The sequence below is a fragment of the Microbulbifer sp. ABM4_008 genome, assembly GCF_056311705.1.
The window spans coordinates 2,250,856-2,267,070 of the sequence record NZ_CM149970.1; the positions used below are offsets into that span (position 1 = coordinate 2,250,856).

The 16,215-nt window shown below is 49.4% G+C and carries 13 protein-coding genes, 2 tRNA genes and 1 pseudogene; 9 read left to right on the forward strand and 7 right to left on the reverse strand.

Annotated elements, in window-relative coordinates:
- Positions 1–36: 36 nt before the first annotated feature.
- The 3 genes and pseudogenes from ACYX4J_RS09740 to ACYX4J_RS09750 all read right to left on the reverse strand — a co-directional run.
- Positions 37–270 (reverse strand): hypothetical protein, encoded by a 234-nt coding sequence (locus ACYX4J_RS09740; RefSeq protein WP_282932693.1) that lies wholly within the window; start codon positions 268–270, stop codon positions 37–39.
- A 90-nt stretch (positions 271–360) separates the two neighbouring features.
- A complete protein-coding gene (locus tag ACYX4J_RS09745) occupies positions 361–1,230 on the reverse strand; it encodes a polyadenylate binding domain-containing protein (RefSeq protein WP_444913692.1) in 870 nt (289 codons plus the stop codon).
- A gap of 697 nt (positions 1,231–1,927) precedes the next feature.
- Positions 1,928–2,266 (reverse strand): annotated as a pseudogene (locus tag ACYX4J_RS09750) (hypothetical protein); the annotation flags it as partial.
- Positions 2,267–2,351: 85 nt separating this feature from the next.
- Here ACYX4J_RS09750 and ACYX4J_RS09755 point away from each other — a divergent pair.
- Positions 2,352–2,428, forward strand: a tRNA-Pro gene (locus ACYX4J_RS09755).
- A gap of 91 nt (positions 2,429–2,519) precedes the next feature.
- Here ACYX4J_RS09755 and ACYX4J_RS09760 read toward each other — a convergent pair.
- From ACYX4J_RS09760 to ACYX4J_RS09770, 3 genes are all read right to left on the reverse strand, one after another.
- Positions 2,520–2,693, reverse strand: a complete 174-nt coding sequence (locus ACYX4J_RS09760; RefSeq protein ID WP_444897195.1) for a hypothetical protein — start codon at positions 2,691–2,693, stop codon at positions 2,520–2,522.
- Between the two features lie 132 nt (positions 2,694–2,825).
- Positions 2,826–2,902: transfer RNA gene (locus ACYX4J_RS09765), tRNA-Pro, on the reverse strand.
- Between the two features lie 69 nt (positions 2,903–2,971).
- Positions 2,972–3,820 carry an acyl-CoA thioesterase gene (locus ACYX4J_RS09770; RefSeq protein ID WP_282932695.1) on the reverse strand — a complete coding sequence of 283 codons (849 nt, stop codon included), beginning with the start codon at positions 3,818–3,820 and terminating at the stop codon, positions 2,972–2,974.
- Between the two features lie 349 nt (positions 3,821–4,169).
- On the opposite strand from ACYX4J_RS09770, the gene ACYX4J_RS09775 reads away from it, so the two are divergent.
- From ACYX4J_RS09775 to ACYX4J_RS09795, 5 genes are all read left to right on the forward strand, one after another.
- A complete protein-coding gene (locus ACYX4J_RS09775) occupies positions 4,170–4,850 on the forward strand; it encodes a hypothetical protein (protein ID WP_444897196.1) in 681 nt (226 codons plus the stop codon).
- A gap of 329 nt (positions 4,851–5,179) precedes the next feature.
- Entirely contained in the window at positions 5,180–5,866 is a 687-nt protein-coding gene (locus tag ACYX4J_RS09780; protein WP_282932697.1) for a TetR/AcrR family transcriptional regulator, read from the forward strand.
- Positions 5,859–6,413, forward strand: a complete 555-nt coding sequence (locus ACYX4J_RS09785) for a DUF1285 domain-containing protein (protein WP_444905349.1) — start codon at positions 5,859–5,861, stop codon at positions 6,411–6,413. Before ACYX4J_RS09780 ends, ACYX4J_RS09785 begins: the two co-directional genes overlap by 8 nt.
- Before the next feature lie 592 nt (positions 6,414–7,005).
- The gene (locus tag ACYX4J_RS09790) at positions 7,006–8,664 is read left to right on the forward strand and encodes a serine/threonine protein kinase (RefSeq protein ID WP_476178479.1); all 1,659 of its coding nucleotides are present in this window, start codon (positions 7,006–7,008) and stop codon (positions 8,662–8,664) included.
- A 119-nt stretch (positions 8,665–8,783) separates the two neighbouring features.
- Positions 8,784–11,504 (forward strand): TonB-dependent receptor domain-containing protein, encoded by a 2,721-nt coding sequence (locus ACYX4J_RS09795; protein WP_476178480.1) that lies wholly within the window; start codon positions 8,784–8,786, stop codon positions 11,502–11,504.
- 101 nt (positions 11,505–11,605) lie between these two features.
- Here the strand turns inward: ACYX4J_RS09795 and ACYX4J_RS09800 are convergent, their stop codons facing one another.
- Positions 11,606–13,243 (reverse strand): electron transfer flavoprotein-ubiquinone oxidoreductase, encoded by a 1,638-nt coding sequence (locus tag ACYX4J_RS09800; RefSeq protein WP_413665690.1) that lies wholly within the window; start codon positions 13,241–13,243, stop codon positions 11,606–11,608.
- 354 nt (positions 13,244–13,597) lie between these two features.
- On the opposite strand from ACYX4J_RS09800, the gene ACYX4J_RS09805 reads away from it, so the two are divergent.
- The 3 genes from ACYX4J_RS09805 to ACYX4J_RS09815 all read left to right on the forward strand — a co-directional run bounded on the left by ACYX4J_RS09805 (position 13,598) and on the right by ACYX4J_RS09815 (position 16,192).
- Complete coding sequence (locus ACYX4J_RS09805) at positions 13,598–14,347, forward strand: electron transfer flavoprotein subunit beta/FixA family protein (RefSeq protein WP_282932702.1); 750 nt, start codon at positions 13,598–13,600, stop codon at positions 14,345–14,347.
- On the forward strand, positions 14,347–15,276 hold the full coding sequence (locus ACYX4J_RS09810) for an electron transfer flavoprotein subunit alpha/FixB family protein (protein ID WP_476178481.1): 930 nt from the start codon (positions 14,347–14,349) through the stop codon (positions 15,274–15,276). The genes ACYX4J_RS09805 and ACYX4J_RS09810 overlap by 1 nt, the downstream gene beginning before the upstream one ends.
- Positions 15,277–15,496: 220 nt before the next feature.
- Entirely contained in the window at positions 15,497–16,192 is a 696-nt protein-coding gene (locus ACYX4J_RS09815; protein WP_476178482.1) for a type II secretion system protein N, read from the forward strand.
- The last annotated feature ends 23 nt before the right edge of the window (positions 16,193–16,215 follow it).

Consider the following 16,215-nt stretch of genomic DNA (forward strand, 5'->3'; position numbering starts at 1 on the left):
AACGTCTGAAAGTGGTGAATCGAGTGGGTTTCAGTCTCAATTGAGAGGGTGGACAGGTTGATCCGGATCAATAATTACTTTGCCTCTCAATTTCTTTCTTAGGTCGTCGACGGCATCGGGTGTAGCCACAAGGGTGACGTTGCTTTTGCGCAAAGTAACGTCCTTAACATCGGGGCAATTTGAAGCTTCCTTCACCAGCTCCTCTAGCTCCAGAGTGCTAGCTGATACCTTACGATTTGGTACGGCTACATATTGCTCAAACTTCTTCATTTTCTTCTCATTGTGACTGCGCCATCCAAAATAGGGCAGGGTCGAACCCACCCCCAGGAAAAGGGGCGTGAAGCCCCTTTTTTTGCATTTTTAGTGCAGATAAGCCTGTTGCTGAAAGGCTGAGTTGGATTGCGGCATTGCCTGATAGGGCAGTGGCTGCCCGATGCCACTCAAATTCTGGAGGGGTTGCTGAGGTGGTTGCGGGAAAGCCTGGAATGGCACCGGTTGGCTCAGTGGTGCAAAAGCCTGCGGGGGAACCGATCCATACTGCTCCGGAGCCACAGGTGCCAGTTGATTTACCGGTTGGCCGATGTAGGTCTGAGGAACGAGGTGTGGCGTGAATTGCGGTGCGGCCTGGTAGGGCAGCAGGTGGTTGAGGCGCGCCAAGTTGTTAAGGAGTTGACCTTGTTGAGGTACGCCAATGTAGTTGCCAAGAGCAGGTGCGGCACGACTAATCAACTCACCGAGGAGACCTTGCGGTGGCAGTTGCGGAGCGGCTTGATAGGGTAAGAGCTGCCCTAGTTGGGCGGCTGCATTGATTAGCTGTGCCTGAGGGTTATTGATGTAATTGGCCAAAACTGGGGCCGCGCGGTTTATCAATTCGCTGAGATAGTTTTGGGGGGCAAACTGATGAGCGAACTGAGGTGGAATTTGTGGAGCAAGCTGCTGAGGAATGTGGGGCGCTAACTGTTGTGGAAGCTGCGGTGCGGCCTGGAAGGGCAGTACTTGGCCCAATCCGCCGAGTGCATTGATCAATTGACCTTGTGGTCCACCGACAATGCCACCAACTACCGGGGCTGCACGGCTAATAAACTCTCCCAGCAATCCTTGTGGTGCTAACTGTTGAAGCGGTAGGTATGGCTGGGGGGGAGTGAGTCCGACGACCGGATTAATCGGAGGTACGGCATAGTTTTGTGGTTGTCCAAAGATCCCTTGAGCATATGCATATGGTTGGTACATGAACGTACTCCTCGAGTAGACCAATGACGATAGGGGGCTATCGCCCAGGTTATTTCATGGTTTACGGGTGAGAATTTTGGAGCTTGATAGAGCCCCGTTTTTAGGATCAGCCTGCTGATAATAAATCGGTAATGAGCTTTCGAGTTGTTGCATCTTGCGACGGACACTCAGCCGGCTGATCTGAGTATAGAGAAGCTTTTCAGAAGCACAGGGAAAGTTTGAAAAAAAATGGAGCGGGAAACAAAAAGGTAATGGGGGCGCAATTGTAGTCACCATTTTTCTTAAAATTCTGTAATTTTCCCAAAAGGAATATTTTTTAAAAAATAAAGTCTTACTCGGGATTTTCTACTTAAATGAGTGGTTAATATTCTTGTGGCGTGCAGGGTGCTGCTCCCTTGTATTGGTGTTAGGGCTCGGGGAAAATCCCCTCGGGTGCCCGGTGAAAAATAGCGGCACTTGTAGAAATATCCGTAAATAGCGAACTGGAATTTAAAGGTAACTGTTTATATCGATGTCTTGGAAAAGCAGCTTAACGAGCTTGTCAGTTCGCTTTTATGTAAAGATCTACTTACTCAAAATATCAAAAAACGATATCTAGCAGCTTTTCAATGTAATTTGCTATTGCCTCGCACTGTATGCCCTTCTTGGTTTTTTCTGCTCCAAACTCTTGCATCCTCTGTGGAGAGCTTTGCATTTTTTATACGTGTGCACTCAAAACTAAAAGTACTTGATAGTCGTTGAAGATACGTAAATACAAGAAAGTGGATAGAAATAATATCGGTATTTCTTTGGCGACCACAGTTTGCCGTATACGTGAAGAGGGTTTCAGAGAGTGGCTAAATCGGTGGAAAGTGTTCGACCCCAGGACGAGTAAGGGATTGGTTGTTAGTTGGCAGACTAAATGGATATGTCGGAGATTGGGGCAATTACTAGCAACCGTAAAGCTTGAATCTCCAGTGTAGAAAGAGGCGCTTGGAGCCGGGGAGGTCCAGCTATAATGCGGATTAGACTGCCTTTGAGGACAACTCAAAGATCGGTTGTGTCGGCAAAATGATCAATGATGACATTCGCGCCAAAAATTACTTGATCTTTGAAAAATGGATGAGTAGTATTCGCGGCCTCGGTGAGTAGCGCAGCCTGGTAGCGCACTTCGTTCGGGACGAAGGGGTCGGAGGTTCGAATCCTCTCTCACCGACCATATAAAAAGAAAAAGCCCGCTTATGCGGGCTTTTTCGTGTTTATGATTTCATTCCTGGTAGCGCTTTTACTTTAAAGGCTTACATGGGCAATTACACAGCTGCCTTGAGGGTGTTATCTCTTACTTGCTTATCGGTGTAAATAGCTAAGCCAGCCATGCTCAAAGCCTCGTGCCTCTTCGGTACTTCTGAAGCTAATTCTTTATTTGTCCCCATCGCTTTTAACTTTTTAATGCGCTTCCGCATTAAGCCCGGCAAGGTAAACATGCAGGAGTTGCTTGTACTGTTCCTGGTGCGATGCACTGGGGGAAAGTGAGGGGTAATCTGAACGGCTTATCGTCAGCTCAAGCTAAAGAGTTCAGGCACAAAAAAGCCCGCTAAAAGCGGGCTTTGAAAATCTGGTCGGTGAGAGAGGATTCGAACCTCCGACCCCTTCGTCCCGAACGAAGTGCGCTACCAGGCTGCGCTACTCACCGTTTTTTGTTTCGCATCATTTGCGAAGGGGCGGCACTATAGCAGCAATTTTTCGGCTGTAAACCACTGATTTAATTTTTTATTTGTCGAATCAGTCCCTCTTGGCAGGTAGACGCTACCAGCGTTCCGTCGCGGGTGAAAATCTGGCCGCGGGTAAAGCCTCTGGCACCGGTTGCCGAAGGGCTATCCGTTACATAGAGAAGCCATTGATCCAGGCGGAAATCGCGGTGGAACCACATCGCGTGGTCAACGCTCGCGGGCATCAATTGGGGATCGAATAAGGATATGTCGTGCGGCTGTAGGGAGGTACCCAGGAGTCCCATATCGGATGCATAGCAAAGTGCTGCTCGGTGCTCCATCGGGTCGTCCGACATCTCGCCCTCTGCCCGCAGCCAGAACATGCATTTGGCTTCGCGGGTTTCAGCGCCAAAGTAGCTTTGCGGGTCTACCGGACGAAAATCGATCATATAGCGCCGCTGATCGTACTGCGGGCTAACCAATCCAGCTTCCAGGGCCAGCTCCTGGGTGTTTTTCAGGCTCTCAGGAGAGGGAATCTCGACACAAGGCAGGTCGGCCTGGTGGTCAAATCCGGGTTCCCGAATTTGGAAGGAGGCGGACATATTGAAGATCGCGCGCCCGCGCTGCTTGGCGACTACGCGACGAGTGGTAAAGCTACCGCCATCGCGGATTGGGTCTACTTCGTAGATCACCGGCAGCTCACTAGAGCCAGGGCGGAGGAAGTAGGCGTGAAGGGAGTGGGGTAGGCGATGCTCAACGGTACGAGTTGCTGCCATCAGTGCTTGGCCCAGAACTTGCCCGCCAAAAAGCACTTTGCGATAATTTTCAACGTGATGACGACTGCGGAAGAGATTTCGATCCAGCTCTTCAACATCCAATAACTTACCTAATTTTTCCAACATAAGGGATTTTACCCGTTACCTATTCCACTTAACAGAGTTTGCAGATGGGGAGCTTTGCGCTCTTAATCAAAAGGATAATAACAGCAAATCCCTTTAACCCCATTCATATTTTGAACGTTAGGCCCATTTTGGTCACAGGTGCCACCTCGTATAGCTATCCAGCTCTTTTCCATACACTGGCTACTGATTTTCTCAGTCAAGTTGAAACTCTGTGCTATTGACTATTGCGACATGTCGAATTCTTACTTATTTCTGTGGTATAAAGCGCCAATAGTTGTTGGGACAGTTGGACTAATTCGTTTGCAGCTATCCAACAAAGATTGAATAAAAGAAGTAGGAGATACCACAGGTGCCACACGACAATATTGATATACGTCCACCACTGAATTTCGGCAAGGTTGTCAGTCGGCACCGTACCGCAAAGGCTGTGGCTGGAGGAGTTGGCTCTGCTGCTTATTATGGGGTGTGGGGTGCACAGACGGCTACAGGTGCCACACTAACCGGCCTGGCTACCGGTGCAGCGGCTGCGACTTCTGCGACGGGTATTGGTTTGGTTGTTGCTGGAACAGCATTGTCCATTGGTTACGCTGGTTTGGCGGCCCGATCCGCATACAAGACCAATAATCACCTCAATGCTCTGAAAAAAATCTATGAAAACAGGAAGTCGTATAGCTGTCCTTGTAAAGGATCGGTCGCCCACGACTATGTTTCAGGCCAAGTGCTTCCTTATATCATCGAACAGAAAAGCAAAAAGTTGCATCGCAAGATGGTTGAAGCGACTCCGGGAATCGCCTCAGTAGAATATGCGCGCAAGGCAGTAAAAAACCTGTACAAGCGTTCACAGGGTACGCTCGGTAAAAAACGTACCTTTGCTGCAGAGTGGTTGGCGCAGCATTTGATTTCTCATGATTGTGAATTAGCTAATGCGATTGTTGCAGAGCTCTACTCGGAGGAGGAGATGCTCTGGATACGCACGCAGGACAACGATGTAGTCGCGCCTCTGTTGGAGCTAAAGCTGAAGTCCGTTTAATAGTGGCTTCTTGTGTTCTGGTGTAGTTCTTGATTTCATTCGGAAGTATTGGGGTAATGGACTACCCCGCAATCACTCAATCGTCGAATTTTATGTGTTATGTGCAATGCTTGGGCTCGCCAAGCGTCACCACATGCTAAAATAAAAGGTCTACTCTCAGCTTAAAATTGGCTCATTTTGGGTAAATTTTGAGCAAAATGGCCTAATATTTTTAATATTAGGCAGTCTAATTCCCCGATTTACTTTTCCAACCGACTTGAATTGCCTATCATTCATGAATGAATAGTCAATTTCAGTCCCCATTTTTACGGGCAAAGAAGGTCGGAAGTATGGATAAGGCAAAAGAGAAGGTTCAGCGGTTCCGCGCGCGGGAGCAGCGTATCCTGGATGCGGCTCTGGAGCTTCTGTTGGAGCACGGTGAAGAGAAAGTCACGGTCGAACAGATTGCCGAGCGTGTGGATATCGGTAAGGGCACGATTTACAAGCACTTCATTTCCAAGACAGAAATCTACATGCGTTTGCTGATGGATTATGAAAAATCCCTCGCTGAACGTCTCAAGACCGCTGTAGCCCTGGCCGAGCAAGGTGATATCACCGCTCCAGCCCGCGCCTATTTTGAATCTCGTATGGCCGATCCTGGCAAAGATAGACTCTTCCAGCGCCTGGAGGAGAAGATTATCGCGTTGAACCTGGCTCCAGAAATGATTGCGGAGCTCCACAATATTCGTAATTCCAATGCCACCTCTCTCAATCGGGTCTTTGAGCGCCGTATGGAGCAGGGCATGCTGAAGAACGTTCCTGCATACTTCTATTACTCAACATACTGGGCGCTTGTGCAAGGGGCGGTAGAGCTTTATCACTCCAAGTCTTTTGCCAATGTAATAGAGGACAGGGAAGGTTTGATGGAGTTTATTATGGATGTGGGTGTGCATATCGGTGATATGTCCTCTCGCAAAACGCCAGAGGGAAGCCAGACAAGCCATCACAGCGATTCTGCGGGGTCCGCCCTTGGCTGAGCCCCTGTTCCAGCAGCTGCAAAAATTACAGGCTGAATTTCATGGGCATCCACCTGTAGAAAGGTGGAACCCAGAGCTTTGTGGGGACATGGATATGGTCATCAAATCTGATGGCCGTTGGATCCACGAGGGAACAGAGATTCGTCGTCACCCTCTTGTGAAATTGTTTGCCAGCATTTTGAAGCGTGAGGGGGATGAATACTTCCTTGTCACCCCTGTCGAAAAGCTGCGAATCACAGTGGAGGATGTTCCATTTGTAATCACTCAGGTGGCCCGCAACCCCGGAAGTACTCATCAGCAGCTACTTTTCACCACAAATGTGGGCGACGTTGTTGAGCTGTCGGAAGAGGGGCAGTGGCAACTGAGAGACTTTGGTGCTCCGCCGCAGCCAATCCCTTACTTGGAGATTCGAGGGGGGTTACAGGCTCGCGTTTCCCGTGATGTTTTTTACCAGTTGGTAGACTGGGCGCTTGAAGGGGATCGCGATACCGATAAGCTTTTTGTGCAAAGTGACGGAAAAGATTTCCTGCTGGGTTCTTGCAATTAGATAGCTCCCGGTTCCTGCTGGCGGATTCCTCGCGCCTCAGCGCTGATTTGTAGCTGGGGCTTTAATTCATAGCCTTGCTCCTCACTGTTCGAGTTTAGAAAGTACTTGCTTGACCCTATAGCTCCTGACTTTACTCTCTCGACGAACTTTCCTTATTTATATCTTTGGTGTCAAACTGTTTAGTGGATGCCACTATCGCTCCTGTATTTTGATTACCGCTGTGGAATTTATACTTGATTGTGCCGGTGCTTGCTTGAATCCGGAAAATAGCCCGGGAATATACATGTCCGTACTATTTATTTGTGGTGTTGCTGTATTTCATTTCTATTAAAAAAATAGTGTTTGAAATCTTATGGAAATATAAGTGTATTTGTTCTGAAAGGAATAGAATATTAATTCGATAATTTACGGAAATATCTAAATGAGTAACAAATCCGCAACAGTGCATTTCTAAACTTCCCTCCGTCCAAATCGCTACGGCGAAACAAAAAAATATAGTTTTTATTTGCTTGGTTGTTGTCATTTATTTTTTTTAAAAATGGCGGAGTTGAAGCAATTAAAGTTTTGGATTGAAATTCCTATAGGGGGAAACATGAAGCGAGTACAGAATAAGCTCTTACTGGCAGCTGCGATTGCTGCGCTATTAGCGGGTTGTGACGGTGGCGGTGTGAGTATCGAGCCGGAAACAGTAGATAACTCGGTGGATAATTCTATCACCAATCCAGGTGGTGATTCTTCGGATGAGAATCCATGTGCAACTATAGAAAGTTCTAGTGTACAAGGTGAATATAGCGATAGTAACTGCTATTACACTGCTGACTTTGTTTCTGCAGCAAACCCCTTGACTGAAGATTTGTATTTGGCTGCGCTGGATAACGATGGGGCTCATATCTTTAGTGGCAGTCTGTTTGTTGGTGAAAGTTATTCCAGCGACTCTGACCTGACTGCAGCAGGGATTTCTGAGGGCGGTGATGGCGTTAAGCTGGAAATTCAAGCGGGCGCCACTATCGCTTTTAAAGATAATTCAGCATTTATGGTTGTAAACCGTGGATCACAAGTATTTGCTCGCGGTACTGAAACTTCACCAATCACCTTCACCTCAGAGACTGATGTCCTCGGCACTGTAGGTCCCGAAGACGTTTCACAGTGGGGGGGGATGGTTATAAATGGCTTTGGTGTAACCAATAAGTGCCAGTACACAGGCTCTATTGATGGCGGCAATCTAGCCCTTGCTGGTGAGTGTCACGTAGCTGCTGAAGGTTCCACCGATGACAACACCTCCTATTACGGTGGAGACAATAATGCCGACAGCTCTGGCGAGCTTTCCTATGTTGTTGTAAAGCACACGGGTGCTGAAGTTGCCAGTGGTGATGAGTTGAACGGAATTGCATTTGACGCCGTGGGTAATGGAACAACCATTCGCAACCTTCAAACTTACTCCACTTATGATGACGGTATCGAATTCTTCGGCGGTGCCGTAGACGTAGAAAACTATGTTGCGCTATATGTTCGTGATGACTCCATTGATATCGATGAAGGTTATCGCGGAAGTATTACCAATGCGTTGGTGATTCAAAGTGAGACCGACGGCAATCACTGTATTGAGGCCGATGGAATTGGATCCTACAGCGATGCTACTGACTATTCCTCGCTGATTGGCCAGGGGTTAAATAGTCGACCGGTAATTGATGGCCTGACCTGCATTATTTCTGCTCAAGAAGAGGGTACCCATGATCCGGGCGCTGGTTGGCGTCTGCGTGAGGGAATTTATCCGATGATCACCAACTCCATAATTGTTGCTTCCTTCTTCGCTGATGAGACCGGAGTAGCTGGGGATAACTACTGCCTACGTGTTGAGAGCTCTCAGACTCGGGATGAAGCGTCTGCAGGCACCGAGGTGGCCCTGACTTCTAATATTTTTGCTTGTGAAGATCGAACTAAAACTGATGAAGATAGTTTTGATGTGGAGACTTGGGCTGTAGATAGCGGCAATCAATTTGCCACCATCTCCGGTGAAGTTAACCCAACCTCTGACGCCGATACAGACTTTGTTTTGCTCGGCGGCTCCCCTGCGATGTTTACCGTTGACGAATCGGCTCAAATGATCGATGGCATTGCACCGACAGTTTCTGCCGAGTTGGGTCGCGCCTATTTGGGAGCGCTTGAGCAGGATGGTACCGACTGGACTAAAGGTTGGACCTATGGCCTGCATCAAGGTGACCGCGCTCAACCTCTTTGGTTTGAGCAATAGCTTGAGGTAGCGGTTGGGGAAACAGCTCCCGATTATTTAAGGCGCCGCCTTCGCTGATGGAGTCGGCGCCTTCTTTGATTTCAGACCGCGATTCTTTAGAACGAAAAGAGGCCGGTTCGATGGCTAAGTACGAAAAATTTCAAAGGGCGCCGCTTGTTTTAGCGATAGCTGCGGGCTCGACATTTGCTTCCGTTGCGTCTGCACAAGATGCAGAGCTAGTTGAAAACTCTACACCCGAAGTTGAAGAGGTTATTGTCCAGGGGCGCCTTAGAGACTCAGCTGAAGTCCTAATTAGCGAGCGCCTGGAGGAGGAGGTAGTTACAGATATCCTCGGGGCTGAGATGATCAGCAGGGTGGGGGACTCTACCGTAGCCGCAGCGCTGCGACGAGTATCCGGATTATCCCTGGTAAGTGACAAGTTCGTTTACGTAAGGGGTTTGGGTGAGCGGTATTCAAGTACAACTCTCAATGGTTCGACGGTGCCATCCCCGGATCTGACCAGAAATGTTATCCCTCTGGATCTATTCCCAACCTCTATCGTGGAATCGCTGGCGGTACAGAAGAGCTATTCGGTAGATAAGTCTGCCTCGTTTGGTGGTGGCAATGTTGACATCCGGACTAAGGGAATACCTGATGATCTGACTTACTCGGTCGAAATTGGTACAGGTAGCAACAGTGAAGTCAGTGGGGATGCGCTCAGCTATAGCGGTGGAGATGACGATATTTGGGGCACCGATGATGGAACCCGGGCTATGTCTGGGGAAATTTCTGCAGCCCTGCAACGCTTTAAAGGAGATCTGACGGTTGCAGGTATTCGTGACACCCTGATTGCTGAAGGCAATGAGTATTCCAGCAATCAAGAGGCATATGAAGCAGCGCAAGCAATAAACAGGGAGTTGGCCCTGGGCTTGAACCGTGATATTTCGATCACAGATGCTTCTACTGATCCCGATCAAGATTATAAGGCTAGCGTGGGGAACCGCTTCTACTTTGGGGATGATTGGGAGCTTGGCTTTCTGGCTGGAGGCTCTTACAAGAGTAAGTGGAGGGAGAGTGAGCGAGTTATTCGTGATTACGGCAATCCGCAAGAGCAGATTGATCATCGAGATGAGTCTACTTATTCCGTGGATATCAGTGGAAACTTAAACCTGGGCTTGCGTTTTTCGGATGAACATGCAGTTGAAAGTACCAGCTTGTTCTTAAGGAATACGGATGATGAAACCTCTATCCGCGATTATTTTAATTCAAACCGCTTGTTATCTGACGGCACTGGATTTAGAAACTACGAACTGAAATATGAAGAGCGGGAGTTGGAGCTTCACCAGCTAAAAGGGAGCCATTCCCTTGGCCCGGAAACTAAGGGGCTGCTGCCTATTGGTTTGTTAAGTTGGATTCCTGAGGAATTGGTGGTTGATTGGTTTTATTCCGATGCGACAGCGATAACTGACATTCCCAATCAGGTTGAGGTTATTGCGAGTACCGAAACCGATCCGGAAACAGGTGAAGTTCTCAGTTCAACTGTGGATATTGCTTCGCGGAGCGCTAGCTTCCGATTTACTGAGCTGGAGGATGAGGTTCGAAACTACGGTTGGTCTGCAACATTGCCTGTTGAATTTTCCTCGTCCACACTGGAATTGAGTGGAGGATTTGCTCGGATTGAGAAAGGGCGATCCTATAAGCAAACTGAGTTCGGATTGGATATCTTCAGTGTCGCTGATAGCGCAATTCTTGATGATCCTCTGGGTGATGTGTTCAGTGATACCAATATTACCGATGATGACAATAACTTTGTTTTTGCCAAGTCTGGCAGTAACAAGCAAAGTTATTTGGCCGCTACTTCGACAGATGCGATCTACGGTAAATTCGATTGGACTCTTGAGGAAACCTGGCGTATTTCAGCGGGGGCCCGATGGGAGGACTATAGTCAAGCTGCTTTAGAATGGAACCCCTATAGTTTCTCGCAAAGTGAACCACAGATTACGAATGACCCCGAGGAGTTGGCTGAAGCGGTATATACGGATGATGATATTTATCCTTCATTATCCTTGACCTATATGGGGTCATTTTGGGCGGAGACATTCCAGTTGAGATTCGGCGCATCCAAGACCGCTGTTCGGCCCGACTTGCGTGAAATTACCGACGCTATTTATATAGATCCGCACACTGATGATCAGATCAGGGGGAATTCGAGTGTTCGGCCGTCGGAGATCGACAACTACGATATTCGCGCAGAGTGGTTTTTTGATAGCGGCGATAGCCTGACTATTTCGGCTTTCTATAAGGATATTGTTAATCCTATTGAGTTTTTTGAAGCTGCCTCAAGTGATGACAATATTGCGCGAGAGATTATAAATGCTGAGTCTGGTGAGATTACCGGTATAGAAATAGAGGGTATGAAAAGCCTTGGCTTTATCTCTGACCCAATGGATAGCTTCTTCCTGCAGGGCAATATTACGCTTCAAGACTCGGAAATTGTTGCCGGTGATGGGGCTGATGCACCGACTAATGCAGTCCGCGAAATGACAGGGGCATCTGATTATGTGGTTAATGTGCTGCTCGGCTTTGATAGCCCGGACGGGAACCATTCTGCCAGCTTGGTTTACAACGTATTTGGTGAGCGCCTTTACAAAGCAGGGCGAGACCCTCATCCCGATTCATTTGAGCAGCCATTCCACTCTCTCGATTTGACTTACTTCTGGTATCCAACTGATGAGGTGACGGTGAAGGCTAAAGTACAGAACCTTTTGGGTGAGGCCATTGAAATTGAGAGGCAGGGTGTCACCGTTTTTGAGGAGGAGGTTGGGCAGACTTTCGCATTGAGCGCGCAGTACAAGTTCTAGGGAGGCTAGCTGGCTGTGCCTTGGATTAAGTGCACGAAAATATGCGTTCTCAAGCAATAAAAAATGGCGCCATCGGCGCCATTTTTTATGTGTAGACCCAATTACATATTTGGATAATTGGGGCCGCCGGCACCTTCAGGGGTTACCCAGACAATATTTTGGGTTGGGTCCTTAATGTCACAGGTCTTACAGTGTACGCAGTTTTGAGCGTTGATCTGGAAGCGCTTACCGTTGGTGTCTTCAATAACCTCATAAACACCGGCAGGGCAGTAGCGCTGCGCGGGTTCATCGTAAATCGGCAGGTTGTGACTGAGCGGAACTTCTGGGTCCTTCAGGGTCAGGTGGCAAGGCTGGTCTTCTTCGTGGTTAGTATTGGAAATAAACACGGAAGATAGCTTGTCAAAACTGAGTACGCCGTCGGGCTTCGGATAGTCAATCTTTGCGCAGTCAGCAGCAGGTTTGAGCTGGGCGTGGTCAGCCTTGGTGTCGCGCAGGGTCCAGGGAAGCTTGCCTTTAAAGATATTGATATCCACAAATGCATAGGCAGATCCCAGAATGTTGCCCCATTTGTGCTGGGCAGGGCCGAAGTTGCGCTGCATGTGCAGCTCTTTCCAGGCCCAGCTATCGCGATACTTGGTGGTGTAGTCGGTCAGCTCTTCGCTATTGCGCTCAGCGGCGAGGGCTTCAACTACAGACTCAGCCGCGATCATGCCGGATTTCATCGCGGTGTGATTGCCCTTGATCTTGGCAAAGTTCAGGGTGCCGGCGTTATCACCGATCAGCAGGCCGCCGGGGAAAGTCATTTTCGGCTGGGATTGAAGGCCACCTTTTACTATGGCGCGGGCACCGTAGGCGACGCGCTCGCCACCTTCCAGGTACTGCTTGATTACCGGATGGTGTTTATAGCGCTGGAACTCGTCAAATGGACTCACATGGGGGTTGCTGTAGGCGAGGTCAGTAATCAGACCGACAACAACCTGGTTGTCTTCGAGGTGGTAAAGGAAGCCGCCACCGTGGGTGGAGCTTTGTTCCAGCGGCCAGCCAGCAGTGTGAACAACCAGGCCTTGCTGGTGTTTGTCCGCAGGGACTTTCCAAATCTCTTTAATACCGATGCCGTAGTGTTGTGGGTCGGCATCTTCGTCTAGCTTAAAGCGTTCGATCAGCTGCTTGCCCAGGTGACCGCGACAACCTTCAGCGAAGAGAGTGTATTTGGCATGCAGCTCCATGCCCGGCATGTAAGAGTCTTTCTGCTCTCCGTTCATGCCGATGCCCATATCGCCAGTAGCGATACCTTTTACAGAGCCATCTTCGTTGTACAAAATTTCAGCAGCGGCGAAGCCAGGGAAGATTTCCACTCCCAGGCTTTCGGCTTGTTCTGCCAGCCAACGGCACAGGTTGCCGAGACTGATAATGTAGTTGCCCTCGTTGTGCATGGTGCTGGGCACAAACATGTTGGGGACTTTTATAGAGTTCTCTTCGCTGCGCAGGACGTAGATGTCGTCGCCTTTTACCTCAGTATTGAGGGGGGCTCCACGTTCTTTCCAGTCGGGGAAGAGTTCATTAAGGGCGGTGGGCTCAAATACAGCACCGGATAGGATGTGAGCTCCTACTTCTGAGCCTTTCTCCACGACACATACAGAGACGTCTTCATTGAGCTGACGAATACGACAGGCCGCGGCCAATCCAGCGGGGCCGGCACCCACGATCACTACATCGTATTCCATTGATTCGCGTTCCACGGCACTCTCCTCAGCAGTTGTATTCAACTTTTTTGCGGCCAATCCGGCCTTATCATTTATATTGCTGGCGGATTATATAGGCGTTTAATCAACCCTACCAATTGCATGACTATTCATTTGCTATGGCAAATGCGCTGTATTTCAACGGCTTACTGGGGGTGGATAGGTGGTTCTTATTCCCGGAAATAGATTTTGTGAATGGCAGGAGGGACTTCCATTTGACTATTGATTTTGCGCTATAGAACCGCCACCATACACGCCGTTCAAACACTTGTTTGACCAGAACACCGTATCCGTTCGCGACGTGAATTATCAGTCGCGGCTGTTAAAAAGCATATTTGAGACGGGATTTCCATGAAAGTTCTTGTAGCTGTGAAACGCGTTGTTGACTACAACGTCAAGGTTCGCCCCAAGGCGGACGGCTCTGACGTTGATACAGCCAACGTCAAAATGTCTATCAACCCCTTCTGCGAAATCGCAGTAGAAGAGGCGGTGCGCTTGAAGGAAAAAGGCGTTGTCAGCGAGATAGTCGCCGTTTCCATGGGCTCCAAGCAATGCCAAGAGCAAATCCGCACTGCACTGGCCCTGGGTGCCGACCGCGGTATCCTGGTTGAGACCGATGCTGAGCTGCAGCCTCTGGCAGTAGCCAAATGCCTGAAAGCGATTGTTGAGAAAGAAGAGCCTCAAATGGTAATTCTGGGCAAGCAGTCCATCGATGGCGATAATAACCAGACCGGCCAGATGCTGGGCGCTTTGACTGGCATGGGGCAGGGTACCTTCGCCTCTGAAGTTGCCGTAGAAGGCGACGCTGTTAAGGTAACTCGTGAAATTGACGGCGGCCTGCAGACTGTTGAACTGAAACTGCCTGCCATTGTTACTACTGACCTGCGCCTGAATGAGCCGCGTTACGCCTCCCTGCCTAACATCATGAAGGCAAAGCGTAAGCCTCTTGATACCACGACCCCGGATGAGCTGGGCGTTGATATTACTCCCCGCACCAAAACCCTGAAAGTTGAGCCGCCGGCTGAGCGTCAAGCAGGCATTAAGGTTGCTGACGTTGCTGAACTGGTAGAGAAACTGAAAAACGAGGCGAAGGTAATCTGATGAGCATTCTGGTTATTGCTGAACACGACAACGCCGAACTGAAGGGCGCCACGCTCAACACCATCGCTGCTGCCAAGGCTATTGGTGGTGATGTTGCTGTATTGGTTGCTGGATCTGGCTGCGGCCCTGTAGCGGAGGCTGCTGCTAAAGCTGAAGGTGTTTCCAAGGTACTGCTGGCAGATAATGCCGCTTACGAGCACCAGTTGGCTGAGAACGTTGCCAAGCTGGTAGCGGACTTGGGCAAAGATTACGGTCACATCCTGGCCCCAGCCACTACTACCGGCAAGAACATGCTGCCACGCGCTGCAGCGCTGCTGGATGTACAGCCGATTTCCGATATCGTTGCTGTTGAAAGTGCAGATACTTTCAAGCGCCCGATTTATGCGGGTAACGTCATTGCCACTGTACAGAGCTCCGATGCCATCAAGGTAATCTCTGTACGTACCACTGCCTTTGACGCCGTGGCGGCTGAAGGTGGAAGTGCAGCGGTTGAGCCTGTAGATATCGCGGATGACGCTGGTGTTTCCTCTTTTGTCGGCGAAGAGCTGGCTGTATCCGATCGTCCTGAGCTGACCGCTGCGAGCGTAGTCATTTCTGGTGGCCGCGGCATGCAGAATGGCGAAAACTTCGAAATGCTGTACAAGCTGGCCGACAAACTGGGTGCTGCAGTTGGTGCCTCCCGTGCTGCTGTGGATGCAGGCTTCGTACCTAACGATATGCAGGTTGGCCAAACCGGTAAGATCGTTGCTCCTGACCTGTATATTGCCGTTGGTATCTCTGGCGCAATCCAGCATTTGGCAGGTATGAAAGACTCCAAAGTTATCGTAGCCATCAATAAAGACGAAGAAGCACCGATCTTCTCTGTTGCTGACTACGGTCTGGTAGCTGACCTGTTTGAAGCTGTACCAGAGCTTGAAACAAAGCTGTAATGCCCGATTGCTATACTAGCGGGCATTGAAGAAGGCGGCGTCATGCCGCCTTTTTTCGTTTTTTGGTGACAACCTGCGGAACTAGTGTGCAATTTAAGGGACGAAATGAGGGTTTGCGGCGTTTAACTTGAAAGAGCGTTGCCTTTCCCGGGCTGAGGCAAGAAAATAGGCGTCAAAAACCAATAACCTCAGAAAGTTGAACTTGTATGTGGGTATGTTCATGTCCCCTATAGCGCGAGCCGTTGGCTCAATTGGCAATAAGTTTGCCCAGGGCGAGTCGAGCAAAGGTCTCTCCCGTGGCACTATGGCAGCGTCAGCGATTGGCCTGTTGTGGTTGTCTGGTAATTTGTTTGCCTATGGCTCCCTATTGGTCCCAAGCGATCCCCAGGAATCCCTGCTCGCGGAGCGCAAAAGCCCGAGAGGTGCTCCTCCCCCCAGCGCTGCCAGTCTTCCCAGCACGCCGTTCTTTGGACGTGCTGAACCTAAAAAGGCTACAGAAGTCCCTGAAGTCGACCTCGAAAATATTCCTCTGACCCAGCTGAATATTGTTTTATCCGGTGTTTTTGACAGCTCCAATAAAACCAAAGCCAGTGCTCTGGTGTCGGAGAAAGGTAAACCCTCCAAGCGTTTGTATGTCGGTGATCGGCTTCCAGGTGGCGCCGAACTTTATTCTGTTGAGGTTGACCATGTGGTTCTTCGTCGTAATGGCAGGATGGAAAAACTGACATACCCAGAAGTGGACGGAAGGCCAAACGTACCATTGAGAGGCGTCAGCAGTTCCAGACAGAGAACGTCAAGTTCCAGCTCCTCCAGAAGAACTGCTCAAAGAGACGAGAACCAGCAGAACATTCGGGAGAGAATGGAGCAGCTGCGTGAATTGGCCCGCGAGCGTCGTGCTCAGCGTGAGCCTAAATAAAAACTATCTACCTAGATTGTTTT

Coding starts and splice junctions, on each gene's coding strand:
- ACYX4J_RS09740 (WP_282932693.1), bottom strand. CDS start 270: ATGAAGAAGTTTGAGCAATATGTAGCCGTACCAAATCGTAAGGTATCA.
- ACYX4J_RS09790 (WP_476178479.1), top strand. CDS start 7,006: ATGAAGCGAGTACAGAATAAGCTCTTACTGGCAGCTGCGATTGCTGCG.
- ACYX4J_RS09745 (WP_444913692.1), bottom strand. CDS start 1,230: ATGTACCAACCATATGCATATGCTCAAGGGATCTTTGGACAACCACAA.
- ACYX4J_RS09805 (WP_282932702.1), top strand. CDS start 13,598: ATGAAAGTTCTTGTAGCTGTGAAACGCGTTGTTGACTACAACGTCAAG.
- ACYX4J_RS09795 (WP_476178480.1), top strand. CDS start 8,784: ATGGCTAAGTACGAAAAATTTCAAAGGGCGCCGCTTGTTTTAGCGATA.
- ACYX4J_RS09780 (WP_282932697.1), top strand. CDS start 5,180: ATGGATAAGGCAAAAGAGAAGGTTCAGCGGTTCCGCGCGCGGGAGCAG.
- ACYX4J_RS09810 (WP_476178481.1), top strand. CDS start 14,347: ATGAGCATTCTGGTTATTGCTGAACACGACAACGCCGAACTGAAGGGC.
- ACYX4J_RS09770 (WP_282932695.1), bottom strand. CDS start 3,820: ATGTTGGAAAAATTAGGTAAGTTATTGGATGTTGAAGAGCTGGATCGA.
- ACYX4J_RS09815 (WP_476178482.1), top strand. CDS start 15,497: ATGTCCCCTATAGCGCGAGCCGTTGGCTCAATTGGCAATAAGTTTGCC.
- ACYX4J_RS09760 (WP_444897195.1), bottom strand. CDS start 2,693: ATGTTTACCTTGCCGGGCTTAATGCGGAAGCGCATTAAAAAGTTAAAA.